This is a genomic window from Bartonella sp. CL70QHWL (assembly GCF_042194855.1).
GTDB lineage: Bacteria > Pseudomonadota > Alphaproteobacteria > Rhizobiales > Rhizobiaceae > Bartonella.
On sequence record NZ_JBHINJ010000005.1, the window covers coordinates 103641 to 121223 of the forward strand.

Annotated in this window: 18 protein-coding genes; 2 read left to right on the forward strand and 16 right to left on the reverse strand. The window is 37.5% G+C overall.

The window, feature by feature from the left end; translation table 11 throughout:
* The first annotated feature begins 1149 nt into the window (after window positions 1-1149).
* Both typA and ppa read left to right on the forward strand, forming a co-directional pair.
* The gene (gene typA, locus ACFIJZ_RS03850) at window positions 1150-2976 is read left to right on the forward strand and encodes a translational GTPase TypA (protein WP_273790628.1); all 1827 of its coding nucleotides are present in this window, start codon (window positions 1150-1152) and stop codon (window positions 2974-2976) included.
* A 68-nt stretch (window positions 2977-3044) separates the two neighbouring features.
* The gene (ppa, locus tag ACFIJZ_RS03855) at window positions 3045-3575 is read left to right on the forward strand and encodes an inorganic diphosphatase (protein WP_273790629.1); all 531 of its coding nucleotides are present in this window, start codon (window positions 3045-3047) and stop codon (window positions 3573-3575) included.
* Window positions 3576-3628: 53 nt separating this feature from the next.
* Here the strand turns inward: ppa and ACFIJZ_RS03860 are convergent, their stop codons facing one another.
* From ACFIJZ_RS03860 to ACFIJZ_RS03935, 16 genes are all read right to left on the reverse strand, one after another.
* Window positions 3629-3943 carry a DUF167 domain-containing protein gene (locus ACFIJZ_RS03860; RefSeq protein WP_273790630.1) on the reverse strand — a complete coding sequence of 105 codons (315 nt, stop codon included), beginning with the start codon at window positions 3941-3943 and terminating at the stop codon, window positions 3629-3631.
* 22 nt (window positions 3944-3965) lie between these two features.
* Window positions 3966-4259 carry a YggT family protein gene (locus tag ACFIJZ_RS03865; protein WP_273790631.1) on the reverse strand — a complete coding sequence of 98 codons (294 nt, stop codon included), beginning with the start codon at window positions 4257-4259 and terminating at the stop codon, window positions 3966-3968.
* Window positions 4260-4586: 327 nt separating this feature from the next.
* Window positions 4587-5147 carry an invasion associated locus B family protein gene (locus ACFIJZ_RS03870; RefSeq protein ID WP_273790632.1) on the reverse strand — a complete coding sequence of 187 codons (561 nt, stop codon included), beginning with the start codon at window positions 5145-5147 and terminating at the stop codon, window positions 4587-4589.
* A 99-nt stretch (window positions 5148-5246) separates the two neighbouring features.
* Entirely contained in the window at window positions 5247-5768 is a 522-nt protein-coding gene (locus tag ACFIJZ_RS03875) for an RNA pyrophosphohydrolase (protein ID WP_273790633.1), read from the reverse strand.
* Window positions 5769-5807: 39 nt separating this feature from the next.
* Window positions 5808-7118 (reverse strand): S41 family peptidase, encoded by a 1311-nt coding sequence (locus tag ACFIJZ_RS03880; RefSeq protein WP_273790634.1) that lies wholly within the window; start codon window positions 7116-7118, stop codon window positions 5808-5810.
* Window positions 7108-8352: a murein hydrolase activator EnvC gene (locus tag ACFIJZ_RS03885; RefSeq protein WP_273790650.1), complete on the reverse strand. Its 1245-nt coding sequence runs from the start codon at window positions 8350-8352 to the stop codon at window positions 7108-7110. Before ACFIJZ_RS03885 ends, ACFIJZ_RS03880 begins: the two co-directional genes overlap by 11 nt.
* 133 nt (window positions 8353-8485) lie before the next feature.
* Window positions 8486-8968 (reverse strand): 23S rRNA (pseudouridine(1915)-N(3))-methyltransferase RlmH, encoded by a 483-nt coding sequence (gene rlmH, locus ACFIJZ_RS03890; protein WP_375631100.1) that lies wholly within the window; start codon window positions 8966-8968, stop codon window positions 8486-8488.
* 1 nt (window position 8969) lies between these two features.
* Entirely contained in the window at window positions 8970-9356 is a 387-nt protein-coding gene (gene rsfS, locus ACFIJZ_RS03895) for a ribosome silencing factor (RefSeq protein WP_273790636.1), read from the reverse strand.
* 111 nt (window positions 9357-9467) lie between these two features.
* On the reverse strand, window positions 9468-10061 hold the full coding sequence (locus tag ACFIJZ_RS03900; RefSeq protein ID WP_273790637.1) for a nicotinate-nucleotide adenylyltransferase: 594 nt from the start codon (window positions 10059-10061) through the stop codon (window positions 9468-9470).
* 29 nt (window positions 10062-10090) lie between these two features.
* Window positions 10091-11347 carry a glutamate-5-semialdehyde dehydrogenase gene (locus ACFIJZ_RS03905; RefSeq protein WP_375631101.1) on the reverse strand — a complete coding sequence of 419 codons (1257 nt, stop codon included), beginning with the start codon at window positions 11345-11347 and terminating at the stop codon, window positions 10091-10093.
* Between the two features lie 45 nt (window positions 11348-11392).
* Window positions 11393-12532 (reverse strand): glutamate 5-kinase, encoded by a 1140-nt coding sequence (gene proB / locus ACFIJZ_RS03910; protein ID WP_375631102.1) that lies wholly within the window; start codon window positions 12530-12532, stop codon window positions 11393-11395.
* A 1-nt stretch (window position 12533) separates the two neighbouring features.
* Complete coding sequence (gene obgE / locus ACFIJZ_RS03915; protein WP_273790640.1) at window positions 12534-13559, reverse strand: GTPase ObgE; 1026 nt, start codon at window positions 13557-13559, stop codon at window positions 12534-12536.
* 173 nt (window positions 13560-13732) lie between these two features.
* A complete protein-coding gene (locus ACFIJZ_RS03920; protein ID WP_375629986.1) occupies window positions 13733-14461 on the reverse strand; it encodes an RlmE family RNA methyltransferase in 729 nt (242 codons plus the stop codon).
* 29 nt (window positions 14462-14490) lie between these two features.
* Window positions 14491-15801 carry a Ppx/GppA phosphatase family protein gene (locus ACFIJZ_RS03925; RefSeq protein WP_273790642.1) on the reverse strand — a complete coding sequence of 437 codons (1311 nt, stop codon included), beginning with the start codon at window positions 15799-15801 and terminating at the stop codon, window positions 14491-14493.
* Between the two features lie 904 nt (window positions 15802-16705).
* Window positions 16706-17311, reverse strand: coding sequence for an invasion associated locus B family protein (locus ACFIJZ_RS03930; protein WP_273790643.1), 606 nt, complete (start codon window positions 17309-17311; stop codon window positions 16706-16708).
* Window positions 17308-17583, reverse strand: a 276-nt coding sequence (locus tag ACFIJZ_RS03935) for a YadA-like family protein (protein ID WP_375631103.1), incomplete at its 5' end; no start/stop codon positions are given. The genes ACFIJZ_RS03935 and ACFIJZ_RS03930, both read right to left, overlap by 4 nt.

A 17583-nucleotide genomic window follows, 5' to 3' on the forward strand; every position in this document is an offset into this window, starting at 1 on the left:
ATTTATTATTTTTTTTGAATAACAGCTCCGAATAACGTAAATTTACCTCATCATAAAGCTTCTCATATTAAATCGATTAAAGTCATCTTCTTGCCAGTCACAAACGAGATCGGTGTATGGCTAAAAACTATTCAAGAAAAAAATAAAATACTTCTTATATCTTCTTTCTCGTAGCAAAAACCGGCGCAATATTGACAGCTGAGAAAGAATGATAATGCTCAACAGTTTTATATTTTTTCACAAAGGCGTTAATAGTATACTATTCGCGTATATTATATCATTTATGAGCCTATCATGGAATGGATGTAGTATACGTTAAGCAATCTCTCTTAAGTACATGAATATACAACAACAAGTATATTCTGTTTAAAGTGTTCTGTTTGGCATGAAAAGCATGCTCCTATTAGAGAATACGATTAACAAAAGTGTGAGGGGCAAAGCACTATCTCCATGGTTTAAAAGATATTACTTTAGATGCCTTTGAAAGCATAAATTGGATTAACGGCAAAGATGGAAATTTTCTTTGGATGCCTTCATATTCTTTCTAAATAAGACTGTATTCCGGGTTCATAAATAAATCAAACAGATATAACTCTTGCCCCAATCTGGCATACAAAAGCTAGAACTTCTTATAAAATTCTTAATCATCTCAATATTTACCTCAAATACACGGTTGCATTAGATCTGGATTTTGATTGACAAGTTATAGAATAAGAAAAAGCTTTATTTAGAATAAGAATGTTGTACAGTTGTCAATAAATTGGCTATGGATTGAGAGATATTCCGGATTTTTATTAATCTCTTTGCAAAACAACAACAATAATATGGCTACCTTTATACTTACTTACTCTTACAAGAGCTCATATAAACTCCTTGTGTCATATTGATAGAAATCAAGTTGACGGTGATTTTTTGGATAATTCTTAGCTCGAGAATAGAACATACGCACTATAAAAATCCTTTTACGAAGCTCCAGCAATTGAAGCTTAATAGAGCCTTAAAGACTTGGATAAATAGTTTTGTCATAAAAATATTGCCTCCATCTTCCAAAACTATAAAAAAACATGTAAAAGGTTTTTTAATAGTCAGGCAAAGAATGTAAAGACTTTGCCTCAAATGAAATTTCATTAAACGAAAAGAAGAAAATTTATGCAATTGCGTAACATTGCCATCATTGCCCACGTTGACCATGGGAAAACAACGCTTGTAGACGGACTTCTCAAGCAATCAGGAAACTTCCGTGATAATCAGCGTACAAGCGAACGTATGATGGATTCAAACGATATTGAGAAAGAACGCGGAATTACAATCCTAGCGAAAGTGACATCTGTTGTTTGGAAAGATACTCGAATTAATATTGTTGATACACCAGGACACGCCGACTTTGGTGGAGAAGTTGAACGCATTCTCAATATGGTTGATGGAGCCATTGTACTTGTTGATGCTGCTGAAGGACCAATGCCACAAACAAAATTTGTCGTTGGCAAAGCATTGAAAGTAGGATTGCGCCCTATTGTTGCTATTAATAAAATTGACCGACCGGATGCACGCGTTGATGAAGTCATTAATGAGGTTTTTGACCTTTTCGCTGCTCTTGATGCAACCGATGAACAGCTTGATTTTCCTATTCTTTATGGATCTGGACGCGATGGATGGATGGCTGAAGCCCCTGAAGGACCAAAAGATCATGGATTAGGTCCTTTATTTGATCTTGTGACGCAGCATGTCCCTTCTCCTAGTGTAGCAGAAGGACCGTTTCGCATGATTGGAACTATTCTTGAAGCGGATCCGTTTTTGGGACGAATTATTACAGGGCGGATTCATTCTGGCTGTCTAAAACCCAATCAAAATGTCAAAGTTCTTGGACAAGATGGAAAACTTTTAGAAACTGGGCGTATTTCAAAAATTTTAGCGTTTCGTGGCTTAGAACGGCAACCTATTGAAGAAGGAAGTGCTGGTGATATTGTTGCGATTGCAGGTCTACAAAAAGGTACCGTAGCTGATACTTTCTGTGATCCTACTGTCAATGAACCCCTTACTGCCCAACCAATTGATCCTCCTACTGTTACTATGAGTTTTCTCGTCAACGATAGTCCCCTTGCTGGAACTGAAGGCGATAAAGTAACAAGCCGTGTCATTCGTGACCGATTGTTAAAAGAAGCAGAAGGCAATGTCGCTCTTAAAATTGAAGAATCAGCCGATAAAGATTCTTTCTACGTTTCAGGACGAGGAGAATTACAGCTTGCAGTTCTCATTGAAAATATGCGCCGTGAAGGATTTGAACTTAGTGTTTCACGCCCACGTGTTGTTATGCAAAAAGATGAAAATGGAATAACTCTTGAGCCAATCGAAGAAGTTGTTATCGATGTTGATGAAGAATATTCCGGTACTGTTGTACAAAAAATGTCTGAACGTAAAGGCGAAATGGTGGAATTACGTCCTTCTGGAGGTAATCGTGTCCGCCTTGTCTTTTATGCACCAACCCGAGGACTCATTGGTTATCAATCTGAACTTTTAACGGACACACGTGGTACAGCAATTATGAATCGCCTTTTCCATGCTTATGAACCTTATAAAGGAGACATTGCTGGTCGTGTTAATGGTGTTATGATTTCAAATGACAACGGTGAATCTGTCGCTTATGCTCTTTTTAATCTTGAAGATCGTGGTCCTATGATCATCGATGCGGGTGTGAAAGTCTATCAAGGTATGATTATTGGCATCCACTCACGAGATAATGACTTAGAAGTCAATGTCTTAAAAGGGAAAAAACTCACCAATATGCGCGCTTCTGGAAAAGATGAGGCCGTAAAGTTAACGCCTCCCATTAAAATGACATTAGAACGTGCCTTATCGTGGATACAAGATGATGAACTTGTGGAGGTAACCCCTAAAAATATTCGTCTCCGCAAACTCTATCTTGATCCTAATGAACGTAAACGTTTTGAAAAAACACGTGCATCAATTTCAAGTTAATTTCATAATCTCTTTGGTAAAATATTTAATTGTATTGAGCCTCACTATATTCCAGAAAGGATGTCTCTATGAATATTAAGGAAATACCCGTAGGCAAAAATCCACCAGAAGATATTAACGTTATTGTGGAAGTCTCCCTTGGTGGGCAACCAATAAAATATGAGATGGATAAAAAGTCTGGTGCATTATTTGTTGACCGTTTTCTTCATACATCAATGGTTTATCCTGGAAATTACGGTTTTGTCCCTCATACGCTTTCAGATGATGGTGATCCTATTGATGTCCTTATCTGTAATACCCGTCCACTTATGCCTGGTTGTGTTATCAATGTTCGCCCCATCGGAGCTCTAATGATGGAAGATGATGGTGGTAAAGATGAAAAAATTATTGCCATTCCCACTACAAAATTAACAAAACGCTATATCAATATTCATGACTATACAGATCTACCCGAGATTACACTCAAACAAATTGAACATTTCTTCAAGCATTACAAAGATCTGGAACCTGGAAAATGGGCTAAAATTGAAGGATGGCGTGATAAAAACTTTGCGCATGAATTAATTAAGCAAGCTGTTGAGCGCAATAAAAAAATATAACGATTTTAATAAAATAAAGCCTATTTAAAAATAGGCTTTATTCTTTATTTTTTCTACGAGATGCAATCTCTAAAGGATTGCCATATCTGCTTTAGCTCTTCTAAATGTGTTGAAAAGTAAAGTTGTTTGTAGCGAGATATTGCACCGTTTTTCAGAGAAATAGAAGAAGATGGTATTCTCCATTGCTTGGCAAGAAATTTAATGAGAGCTTTATTCGCTTTTCCATCTTCAGGAACAGCACGAAGGCGTATAACCAGATATTGTTTCTCACCATCCCTACATTCAATCCCTATTATTTTGTCAACAGACGATTTTGGAATGAGATATACAAACAAAATCAAGTTATTTTTATCAACTTGATAAAACATGTATTCGCCTCAAGTAATATTTCTATACATACATGTTTGCGTAAACGCGCCACATAAAAGTACGAATAAAATATATAATAATGAACACTACAATAGGTGAAATATCAATCGTTCCCAAATTTGGTAAAATTTTCCGGATACGGCTTAGAACGGGATTTGTAAGACGATCTAGAAAGCTTCCTATCAAAACAACAAAGCGATTGCGTGAATTTATGATATTAAAGACATAAAGCCAAGAAAAAATGACACTAGCGATTAAAATATCAATATAAATCTCAAAAATCAAATCAATCGTTCGAAGCAATGCATAAATCATGCGTCATCCCTTTCAATCAAGGAAACAGAAGAGCGTATAGAAAACCTTCATTAAAGCAGGTCTGTGTATCAAAAAATGGTTTTATATTTCAATACTCTTTTTTCTTGAATAAAAACCAGATATCTAAATTCTTCATCTCTCTATTTAATGACGATGCAGTTAGAAAACAAATATCAAAATTAAAAATAGAACATACAATAGAAGAAACGGCAAAAAATCTGAATATCCCTTATAGGATTAATCTTAAATCTCATCGTCTTAATTATTAATATATAAAAAACAAACAAACTAAAAACGGCCTTTTAAAGGCCGCTTTTAGTTTTAAAATTATTTCTGCAAAGCAGTCAAACGATTAAGAGCACTGCTAAAACCATCTAGCTGAACAAATAAATCATTCAAAGCTGGTTCACCTGCAGCAGCAATTGTCATCGCCAACTTTAACTGTTTTCCAGAACGTAAAGCTGCTACGTGATTTTTGTCAAAAACGACAGGAACCACACAACCTGCTGGTACACAAGTCCGGATACCGGTTTCGATAACAGCTTTTCCCTCATCAACTTGTAAACGAACAGGCTTAGAAACCAAAATGCCAAAAGGAACTGTTAAATTACCAGATACAACACCCTCAGCATCGAGAGTAAGGCCCATAGCCACAACAACACGCCCCTGCTCATTCACTTCTTGACGGTGCATAAAACAAATTCTTTTCCCTTCTTGTATACCACAGTTAATAGTCCACAAACCGTAGGTTTCAGTCAAAGAAGAAGCTCCATTTGGCAATGTCGCTGCCGCATCTTTTGATGCAGGAGGTTTTGAACTTGTTGCAAATGCAACAGATGAAATACTCAAGAGAGTAAAAACTATAAGTAAATTAAATAACTTTTTCATTTTATATTCCTGTTCTTTACATAAAAGAGAAACATGTTTATTATTTATTATAATATAAAGCATCTTAATAAAAAAAGCTTTCTCGTAATCATATAGCTTTTATAATGGTCTAAGGCTACCTCGAAATTCGCTGACAACTTTCGTATAAACGTGCTTTTTAAAAGAAACAGCAATCAACGGAAGGGTTTCTAGATCAATCCATTTCCATTGATCGAATTCCGCTTTATTGCCATCTGGTGGCGGATTAATCGCAATTTCAGAAAGCTTTCCTGTAAACTGGAAAGCAAACCATTTTTGTATTTGCCCACGATATTTATTTGTTAATGTGCACCCAATAAGTTCTTGTGGAAAATCATAATGGAACCAATTTTGTGCTTCTTTAATCAACTTCACAGATCGAATACCCGTTTCTTCATAAAGTTCACGATATGCTGCATCTAATGGTTTTTCATCTTCATCAATCCCTCCTTGAGGAAGCTGCCAACGATGAGATATTTCAATATCTGCATGAATGGGCATCATTAAACGACGCCCAACCCACACTTTACCGTCATGATTAAAGATAACAATCCCAACACATTTGCGATATGGAAGAACCTTCAAATTAATACCTGCATCCATTTAATATTCCTCAAAATCGCAAGCTATAGATATCAATTCTCACTTTAACACATCCTTATTGGGATCTGGCGGAAATGCTGCATTTGCCATTTCACCTCGTAACAATTTATAAGCCTCATTCAACTGGATATCATCTTTAGGGTCTTTGGGAACAAAAGCAGCTGAACCAGATCCTTTATTACTCTCTCGTTTTCCTTTGATATGTCCTTTTAATGCAGACTCACCAACTTTTACATCATAACCCTTATATTTTTCAGGGAGTGGTTGCTCTACAATAATATCAGGCGTGATCCCTGTTCCTTGAATAGAAGTGCCAGATGGCGTGTAATAAAGTGCTGTTGTTAAGCGTAAAGCCCCATTTTCACCCAAAGGAATAATTGTTTGAACAGATCCTTTACCAAAAGACTGCGTCCCTAAAATTGTTGCACGACGATGATCTTGTAATGCACCCGCAACAATTTCAGAAGCACTTGCCGAACCACCATTAATAAGGACAATGAGCGGTTTTCCATTGATGACATCACCTGGCTTCGCATCAAATCTTGTCACATCACTCTTTTTGCGCCCACGAGTCGACACAATTTCACCTTTATTGAGAAAAGCACTCGAAACATTAACAGCTTGATCTAAAAGCCCACCCGGATTAAGCCGCAAATCAAGGACGTAACCTTTTAGCTTATCTTCAGGAATTTTAGATTGGATATCTTTAATTGCCGCCAGAAGATTATTCAATGTCTGCTCAGAAAACTGGATAACTCTTAAATATCCAATATCACCCTCAACCCGATATTTCACCGCTTTTACTTTGATAATATCACGAACAATCTTCACTTCAAATGGCTTATCAACACCAGAACGAATAATTGTTAAGGTAATTGGTGTTCCAGGAGCACCTCGCATCTTATTAACAGCTTCATTCAATGTTTGACCATTCGTTTGTACATCATCAATTTTTGAAATAAGGTCTCCTGCTAGAATACCTGCTTTTGAAGCGGGAGTATCATCCATTGGTGAAACAACTTTAATTAAGTTTTTTTCCATAGTGACCTCAATACCAAGACCTCCGAACTCTCCTTTCGTAGAATCCCGCATATCCTTGGCTTCTTCAGCATTCAAATAAGATGAATGAGGGTCCAGTGATGTGAGCATGCCATTGATAGCATTTTCAATAAGCTTTTTATCATCTGGAACTGTAACGTATTGCATACGCACACGCTCAAAAACATCGCCAAATATAGCTAGCTTTTTATATGCATTATCTTCATTATTCGCAGCAACAGACTGCACCATAATCATTGAACAGGCGCCGAGCAATACCCCAGCGACCAAAAGAATAACTTTACGAATCATTTTGGCTCCTTCTTATTTTTTCAGTCTGCCACCAAGGAGTTGGATTTACAGGTTTTCCCTGCTTTCTAAACTCAATGTAAAGCATTGGAGAAGTTTTTCCTATATCCAATGCAACACTGTTTGAAATAAATTGCATCTCCATTATACCCAGAGGCTCACCTGAAAGAACAAATTGCCCCTGTTTTACATTAATTCTCGACATTCCAGTAAGAATGATATGATAACCATTTCCAACATTGAGAATGATTAACTGTCCATAAGAACGAAATGGCCCTGCAAAAGCAACAAAAGCATCCACAGGTGATATAACAACAGCTCCTGCCTCTGTTTCTATCGTTTCACCAAAGCGCGTAATCTGCGAACTTTTGTTAGAGTGATGTATTCTTTTTCCTGAAACAGGAAAAAGTAAAGAACCTTTTCGGCTTTCAAAATTGGACTGTTCTAACAATTGCAAACTTTTCCGTACCTGTACTGATGCATCAGAGTTAAGTTTTGACTGACGATCGAGCTCTAAAATCAATTCTTCCAAAGACTGCGCTTTTTTAGCAAGAGCAATATTTTTTTGTTGCTGTTCTGTAAGTTCTTTTTCTGATTTTTTTTGTAGTTTGTTTTTTTGGTCTAATAAAAGCTCTAGACGTTTTCGCTGCTCTGCTTGATTTTGCAGTTTTGTCTTTAATGCCTTATATTCCGTAGTAATGGAATTACTCAAATTGGTCAACTCCTTGAGTTTTTCTGTTAAATCTCGTGTTTTCTCCTGCATCTGAGGAATAACAGTACCTAATAAAACAGAACTACGTATAGAAGCCAACGCGTCCTCTGGCTGTATCATAAGAGCAGGAGGCGGATTCAATCCCATACGCTCCAAAATTGCAAGAACTTCCGCAAATTCAGCACGACGATTTTTTAAACTTTGATAGACTTGTACCCGCTTTTCTATCATTTTTTTAAGCTTTTCTTCCCTTTTAGCAATATCATCTGCTACTATACGTTCTTCTTTAGCCGCTTTTATGAGTGCATCACTCAAAACACGTTGATCTTTTTTTAAATGCTCAACTTGATGCATAAGAAAAGCAACACGCTCACGCGAAAGTGAAATATTTTGGCGAATTTCTCCTAATTCTTTATGTACTTCCGTACTCCTCATTGTATCTTCCGCACGCGATACAGAAAAGCAAAAAAACATACTCAAGAGCAGAATGACAAATATGACGCACTCCTCATATAAATATAGCATCTTTCTATGAAGAAGCTTTTTCATTTGCAAAAACCATGACACCTCATCGTATACATTAGAGATGCTTTAAATGGTGTCAGCTAAAACAATATTAATAAACATATAAATAAGTGCTAAAAATTGCACAAAAATATTAAAAACGATGATACGGATGGTTATTTTCAATTGTTACAGCGCGGTAAAGTTGTTCTGTAAGAAGAATACGTGCAATTTGATGTGGCCACGTCATCAAACCAAAAGATAAAAGAAAATCAGCACGCTTCTTTATTTGTTCATTATGCCCATCAGGTCCTCCCAAAGCAATGACGACATCTCGAATGCCCTCATCACGATAACACCTCAATTTTTCAGAAAAAGAAATTGACGAAATCGATTCTCCACGCTCATCTAACACAATTAATCGACATTTTTCAGGTAAAAATTCAATAAGTTTTCTCCCCTCTTCCTCCATACGTTGACAAACTGTGTGAGCACGACTTTCTGGTATCTCTTGTAACTTTTTTAAATGAAAGCCTACATCTCCAGAAATTTTAGAAAAACGATCCAAATAATGCTGAACTAATTTTTGCTCCGCCCCACTTTTCATACGACCAACCGCAAAAATAGAAATTTGCATTTTAATGATCTCCGAAGAGAAGCAAAGCTGTATCGTTTAAATCCGGCGTCATCCATATTTTTTCTAAATTATAAAAAAGACGAATTTCTGGACGAAAAAGATGAGTGATAATATCACCTGTATCAATCAATACCCAGTCACCTCCAGCAAGCCCTTCTACACGCGCAAGCCCCTGCCCACTATCTTTCCAAGTATGTAATAAATGATCAGCAACAGACGATACATGACGCTGCGAATTTGCTGAAGCTATGACCATATAATCAGCCAAAGATGACTTCCCTCGAATATCAATAGCAACAATATCTTCTGCTTTTGTATCTTCTAAACTCTTGAGAATAACTTCAAGACTCTCACTAACAGAAAAAACTTTTTTTTCTTTTGAAGGCATAATATCGTAAGAGTGTTTGTGTGCAACGTTTTTCAGATCAATATCCTTTCTTATCGTTGTGGAATCTAAAAAAGAGACTTCTCTAAAGAGAAGCAGAATCTTATGAAATGTTCAAGAAAAATCATTCTTCTTCAAACGAAGGTTTGTTGAAGATTGAAAAGATAAAGGTCCATGCAAATAAGTCCAAACTGGTGGCTTGATAAAAGGTAATCGCTTACTTTCTCTCTCATCCAAACGAAAACGGCGATAAATATGTGCCATAGGAGAAGAAAGTGCTGACCGATTGCCTAAAGGACGATCAATAATCGCAATAGGAAGCATAGAGACGATATCATGCCATCGATACCATTGATGTATCGTCGCAAAACTATCTGCCCCCATAATCCATACAAAATTTACGCCACTGTAATGGGTAAGAATATGAAAAATCGTATCTACTGATACTTTGCTCCCTATAGCCTGTTCAAAACCTGTTAAGCGAATTTTTGGATGGTCAATAAGTTTAAAACTTAATTGCATTCTCTCCTCTAAAGAGGGCAACTGTGTACAATCCTTTAAAGGATTTCCTGGAGTGATCATCCACCATAACTGATCAAGATGCAAACGCCGAATGGCAATTTTTGCAACAAGAAGATGCCCCGCATGCGGTGGATTAAAGGAACCACCAAAAAGACCCACAACATTAGATCTTTCAACATGTGGCATACAATTTTTCCATGGAAAAAATGGTGTTCTCAAGCTCTAACCTGACCATTTCCTTTAACGTGATATTGAAATGATGTTAGCTGTCCAACACCTATGGGACCACGTGCATGCATTTTTCCTGTTGCGATACCAATTTCCATTCCAAAACCAAATTCACCTCCATCAGCAAATTGTGTAGATGCATTGTGTAATAAAATAGCTGAATCTAAATGATTAAAAAAATTCTTCACCACTTCCAAATCCTCAGCAATAATCGATTCCGTATGTCCTGATGAATAACGCTTGATATGAGAAATGGCTCCCTCAACACCCTCAACCGTTTTAACAGAAAGAATAGCATCAAGATATTCATGCGACCAATCTTCTTCAGAAGCTAATTTGACATCTGGCATAAGAAAAACAATATCTTCTGTGGCACGAATTTCACACCCCTTTTCCTGTAAAGCAGTTAAAACAGGAAGAAATTTTTTTAATGCTTGGCCGTCAATGAGAACTGTCTCAACAGCACCGCATATCCCTGTCCGCCGCAGCTTTGCATTTAAAACAATATTGCGTGCCATATCTAAATCTGCAGATTTATCAATATAAATATGACAAAGTCCCTCCAAATGAGCAAAAATTGGAACACGTGCATCAGACTGAACGCGGGCAACAAGGCTCTTTCCACCACGTGGTACGATCACATCAATCGCTCCATCCAATCCTTTGAGCATTTCCCCAACGGCAGCACGATCTGTCGTTCCAACCATTTGGATAGCATCTTTGGGTAAACCAGAGCGCTCTAAACCTTGTACCAAAGCTAAATGAAGAGCATGAGAAGAATGAAAGCTATCCGAACCACCGCGCAAAATCGCAGCATTACCTGCTTTTAAGCACAAAGAACTCGCATCAACTGTAACATTGGGACGACTTTCATAAATAATGCCAATCACACCAAGAGGTGTTCGTACACGACTTATATGAAGCCCATTTGGACGCGTCCATTCATCCATCACTTGTCCAACAGGATCAGATAAACGAGCAACTTGGCGAACACTGTCTATCATTGCACGTAAACGCAAATCATCTAATTTTAGCCGATCAATCATTGCAGCTTTCAAATTATTCTGAGCAGCATTCTCTAAATCTTGACAATTCGCCCGTAAAATTTCATCTGACTGAGCCTCTAGACTTAAAGCGATCATTTCTAATGCATTGTTCTTTTGCTCAGAAGAAGCAACAGCTAACGCTGCAGCGGCATAGCGTGCTTTTTGTCCCATATCTTTCATTTGTTCTTCTAAAGTCATCGTAACATCCACTCTGCCAAAACAATAAAAACAAAAGTAACTTTTTTAAACAGTATTGGTCAAGCAACGTACAATCATATCATTACGATGCACCATAGCAGAGCGCGCCTCATACCCAAGAATAGCTTCGATTTCTTCACTTTTATGTCCTATAATGCGTACAGCCTCATCTTTGTCATAGCTTACAAGTCCACGCGCAATCTCAACTCCATCTGTACCAACAATTGCAACCGTATCCCCACGCTGGAAATTTCCCTCAACGCCAATAACCCCTGCAGCTAATAATGATTTTCCTGATTCAAGAGCCCTAATGGCTCCTTGATCAATCGTCAAAACACCAGATGGATCTAAATGACCAGAAATCCATGTTTTCCAAGCATTGACAGATTTCTTACTTGCCGCAAAAAAACTCTTGCGTTCACCTTTGTCAATTGCAGCAAGAGGATTCATACGCTTGCCTGAGGTGATAATCATCGCCGTTCCAGCAGCATTAGCTATTTTTCCGGCTTCAAGCTTAGTCTTCATTCCTCCCCGTGAAAACTCTGAAGCAGCAACATCTGCCATTTTTTCGATATCATGCGTAATGGATGCAACAAAAGGTATAAATTCAGCCGTAGGATCACTATGGGGAGACTTTGTATAAAGACCATCAATATCGGATAAAAGTATTAAAAGATCTGCCCTCACCATTGTTGCCACACGTGCAGCTAAACGATCATTATCACCATAACGAATTTCAGTTGTTGCAACAGTATCATTCTCATTAATAACAGGCACAGCTCCCAAATATAAAAGCGTCTCAATCGTTGCACGTGCATTGAGATAACGCCTTCGCTCCTCCGTATCAAATAAAGTGAGCAAAATTTGGCCTGTTTTGAGCCCATGTTGAGCAAGCGCATCACCATAGGTTTTTGCTAACTCAATTTGCCCCAAAGCAGCACATGCCTGGCTTTCTTCCAATTTCAAAGCCCCCTTAGGAAGCTGTAGCAATGTCCTTCCTAAAGCAATAGCACCTGAAGACACCAATAATATCTCTACGCCTCCTTTGTGTAATTCAACAACATCATTGATCAAGCTTTTAAGCCATTCAACCCGTAAACCTGCCTGAGGATCAACCAAAAGGGCAGATCCAATCTTGACCACAATACGTTTATAGTGTGTAAGTTTTTGCGATCCAACAGCCATCTCAATCAACCTTGCTATCCCCACTGATCTCCTCTTTGCGTGACATTTCAATAATATGTGCACCAGCACGCAGCACATTTTCTAAACCTTCGCGGCTAACCGCAGAAAACATCATAACTGGTTGATCCGCTGCTCTTTGTAAAGCTTCCCGTTTAGCTTCACGCTCTTCAATTGTCAGAGTATCTATCTGGCTTAAAGCAACAATTTCAGTTTTATCACTTAGATTATTTCCATATGCCTCAAGTTCATGACGCACAATTTGATATGCTTTTGCTACATCTTCTTCTTGAGAAGAAATTAGATGAAGCAGTACGCGACAACGTTCCACATGTCCTAAAAAACGATCTCCAATTCCCACACCTTCATGCGCTCCTTCAATTAATCCTGGAATATCAGCCAAAACAAATTCACGACCATCAATACGTACAACACCAAGATGAGGATGTAGAGTGGTAAAAGGATAATCTGCAACTTTTGGTTTTGCAGCCGTTACAGAAGCTAAAAAAGTTGATTTTCCAGCATTTGGTAAACCAACAAGCCCCGCATCAGCAATTAACTTCAAACGAAGCCATATTGCACGCTCTTCTCCAGCCAAACCTGGATTTGCACGACGCGGTGCCCGATTTGTCGATGTTGTAAAGTGAAGATTGCCAAAACCGCCATTCCCTCCTTTTGCAAGGCGATAGCGCTGTCCCACTTCCGTTAAATCACATATTAACGTTGTATTATCTTCTTCAAAAATTTGCGTCCCAACCGGAACTTTAAGGATGACATCATTACCCTTCTCACCCGTCATATTACGCCCCTTGCCATGCCCCCCTGTTTTTGCTTTAAAATGCTGTTGGTAGCGATAATCAATCAGCGTGTTAAGCCCATCAACAACAAGAGCCCAAACATCACCACCCCGTCCTCCATTCCCTCCATCTGGCCCCCCAAATTCTATGAATTTTTCACGACGAAATGATACTGCTCCAGAACCTCCATTACCAGAACGAATATAAACTTTAGCTTGATCAAGAAATTTCATTGGAAACACTCACTGAGGAATCAATCTCTTTATCTCTATAGGCAATACATTAGTTTTACCAGTTTTTCATCATTGATAACAGAAAAACTGTCACTATCGCCGATAACTCTTTGAGAAAAAAATCATCACATCTAAATAGGTTAAGTAAAGTTAAGTCTTCTTAAAAGAAGGCGCTATTCTTGTATTTTTGTTTTTCCCTTAAATTCAAGTGCTAGAAGATAAAGCTCTACTGATTCTGATCGGCTTGCGGGTGGTTTAACATGATAGACTTTTTTAAAATGCTGTTTTAGTATCGTAAGAAGAGTGTTTTCTGCTCCTCCTTGAAAAGCCTTTGCTAAAAAATGTCCCCCAGGCTTAAGAACCGAAAGAGCAAAATCAGCCGCAACTTCACATAAATAAATCGTTCTTAAATGATCCGTCTGACGATGACCTGTTGTTGGCGCTGCCATATCAGAAAGAACCACATCCGGTTTTGTCCCTAAAGTTTCAATTAATTTCTGCGGTGCATCTGTATGCAAAAAATCCATTTCCAACATGGCAACTCTAGGTAATGGATCAACATGTAAATAATCAATACCAACAACGCTAGGATCCTCATCACTTGACCCTACTATACGCTCAACCACCTGACACCAGCCCCCAGGTGCTGCTCCTAGATCAATAACCTTTTGACCTTTTTTCAAAAACCTATAGCGCTCATTAATTTCAATGAGTTTATAAGCCGCACGCGAACGATACCCATCTACTTTTGATTGATGGACATAAGGATCATTCAGATGCCTCTCTAACCATCGTCGTGATGAAGCTTTAATGGTTCCTGCTTTCTTTTTTACGCGCTGATATAATTCATGTGACCCTGAACCTCCATAGCCACCTCTCGGTGTTTTTGTTGTTTTTTTCATCGTTATTCATTGTCTCCATATTTAATTCTCTAACGCTTGAAATCTCTGCTCTTTCTACGACGACACCATACCCCATCGCGTAACATTAGCTCTATCAAAATTCCTTCCCTTAATCCACGATCAGCAACTCTTAAACGCTGACTTGGCCAAACTTCCCGAATAACATCTAAAATTGCACAACCAGCTAAAACTAAATCTGCTCTCTCGCGCCCAATAAAAGGACTTATGACACGTTTTTCTATATCCCATGATAATAGACGTTGTGTCATAAGTGTAATGTCTGCATCCTTCATCCAAATGCCATCCACTTTTTTCCTATCATAACGCTCTAAATTAAGATACATTCCTGCTAAAGTCGTAACTGTACCGGAGGTTCCCAAAAGATGAAACTTCGAACCTTGTGCTAACTCTCCTAATTTATGACGATCTGAAAAATTATTTAATAACCCTCGCACATAGCTTTTCATTTTTTCAAAATCGTCTAAGCTAATATCATTCCCTCCAAAACGTTCAGCAAGCGTAACAACACCAACAGGAAGAGAAGTCCAAGCGATAATTTGTCTAGCTAAACGAAAAGAACGCTTTTGAGAAACATCAAGTAGCACAATTTCTGATGACCCTCCTCCAATATCAAAAAGCACAATTGCGTCAGTATTTGGTTCAACAAGTGTACTACACCCTGTAACAGCAAAACGCGCTTCTGTTCGCCGATCAACAATTTCCAATTCAAGACCTGTCTCCTCCAAAACACGCTGAATAAAATGTCTACCATTTTCTGCAGAACGACAAGCTTCCGTTGCAATCAAGCGATAACGCTTAATATGCCTTTGTTTTAGCTTTAAATGACAAATCTTTAATGCCTCAATCGCACGATCCATAGCTTGTGTATTAAGAAAACCGTTATTTATTAAACCTTCTCCCAATCGTACAATACGAGAAAAAGCATCAACAACACGAAAATATCCAGGTTTACTGGGAGATGCGATAAGAAGACGACAATTATTTGTTCCGAGATCAAGTGCCGCATAAAGAGGTGGAGATTTTACTGAATGGAACCGTCGAAGAAAAGGTGCTTTGAGTTTTTTTGTTTTTTGAGCACCTATCATTATCTGATTATGAAACTCAAAAGCTGCCTCAGATTGAACAAAAACCTGTTTCTGTTCATAATGTTTTTTTCTCTGTTGTCTCTTTATATCAACAAGGACAGAGTATGCCTCTGTTCGTGACAATGCAGAAAGATTATTTGTATTACTACTGCACTGATCATACAACTGATCTGCTTTGGTATCGTATATTTCTCCTCGCTTTAACTCTTTTGAACCATAATTTAACGGGGTCATGTCCCTTATCCCTTGAGCGTTCCCCCAATAAATAAACGCGAAAACTCTTCTGCTCATTCCTAAATAAAGCAATAATGCAGCATCAAATGATATATACAAGAAATCATTCTTTCTTTTTCTATCATTAAAATTTTCTACACTAACATCATTCAGATTTTTGTATAATCTTTCGGTTGTTTCCGTGAAATCATTCATCTCTTTATGAACTTAAAACTATAAATTAATCGTTTACGTTCACATCAATTTTTATAAATTATGCTCTTTTCTTTATACCATTTACACGGAGCACACCTCTATTGTAAAACCTCCACTATCATACCATTTGCTGACTTTTAAGGTTACAACAACCTATACATTAGTACGGTTTATAAGAAAAAAAATTTTTTTCTTTATCCACACACAAACCTCGTTTGTTATATGCAATGAAATGGCTTTGATTATGCTGGAATAAAAGTTCCGTAGTACTACAAAATGCAATTACAATAGCTGTTATTTCGTGAATACCAATAAAAACTATCGTTCAAAAAAACTCTAGAATTATAAAATTTATCTGAAAAATATTAATGCTTAATCAGACCGCATTAAAAATCCATTTGAAGCTTAAAAAAAGAATTTAGTCTACTCATTATTGTAAGGAAGAAATCGAGTATTTCTAATCTTTTTTACTTTTAATAACTAACGAAATCACTCTTTAAGCATTATAGGAAACACTAACTTGATTTTCTATTACATATAAAGAACTTACTGTGACTTTATATTCATAAAACTCTCACTCTTTCCAATAAATCACCTCGATATCATATTATATAAAACTTCTTACTTATCTGACCTTATAATTTACACTCAAAAATATAATACAACAATTTATGGAAAAATGACTCTTGTTAAAAATACTCGATGGATTCTAAGGACGGAAAGAATTAAGTGCCGCATTTAACCCTTTAAATGGTACAGTAAAAGAAAATACCTTACCTTCTTTAGTTTTATAGGAAATACGTACCTTATTGTTCTGCTCTATTTGTTTAGTCAAAACCGGCCCTACAGGTGATTGTGCCAAACAAACCGTTTCATTACATTGCGTATAATTAATAAGAACAGGTTTTTTAACATCTTTTACAAACATTTGAATCGGAACATTTATATCAGAATTTGGCAATGTTCGAAAAAGCATCACTGCTTGACCACTTGTCGTAGAAACAAGAGACCAACTAAAAATGGTATTTCCTTCTTGATCATGAACCGTCTGTGTCACATTACATATACCTTGCTTATGTTTAAGCTTTTGTTTTTCGTCACAAATCAAAGTCCAATCATAAAATTGCATAATAATTCGACGTGTTTCGCCAGGTTCTCCCTTAGGTATCGATAAGTGCGGTGGATGCACTGTATAAATATTATTATTCTCGTTGGCAAAGCTTTCGCTCTTGCCTATTAAGGCAAGAGCAAACAGCAGAACCTTTACTAACATACTTCTCGTTTTTACAATAACAGCCATTTTTTCTATTATCATCTCAACCTCAGAGTAATTCCAGCGCCTATTCCCCAATGACCTCCAGCACTTGTCACAGATACATTCGAGCGAATATTTCCATCTTCAGATGTATAACCAGCACCAAGAGCAAGTGCAGATTGACTGCGCCATAAACCACTCCCAAATGAAACACTTAAAGATCCTGGTATATCATAGTAACGTAAGTTGGACACCGCTAGACCAATAGCAGCAGCTTGTCTTGCTTCTTTCCGAACATCCTGAATAGCATAATTCAACGTCTCAAATTTCAT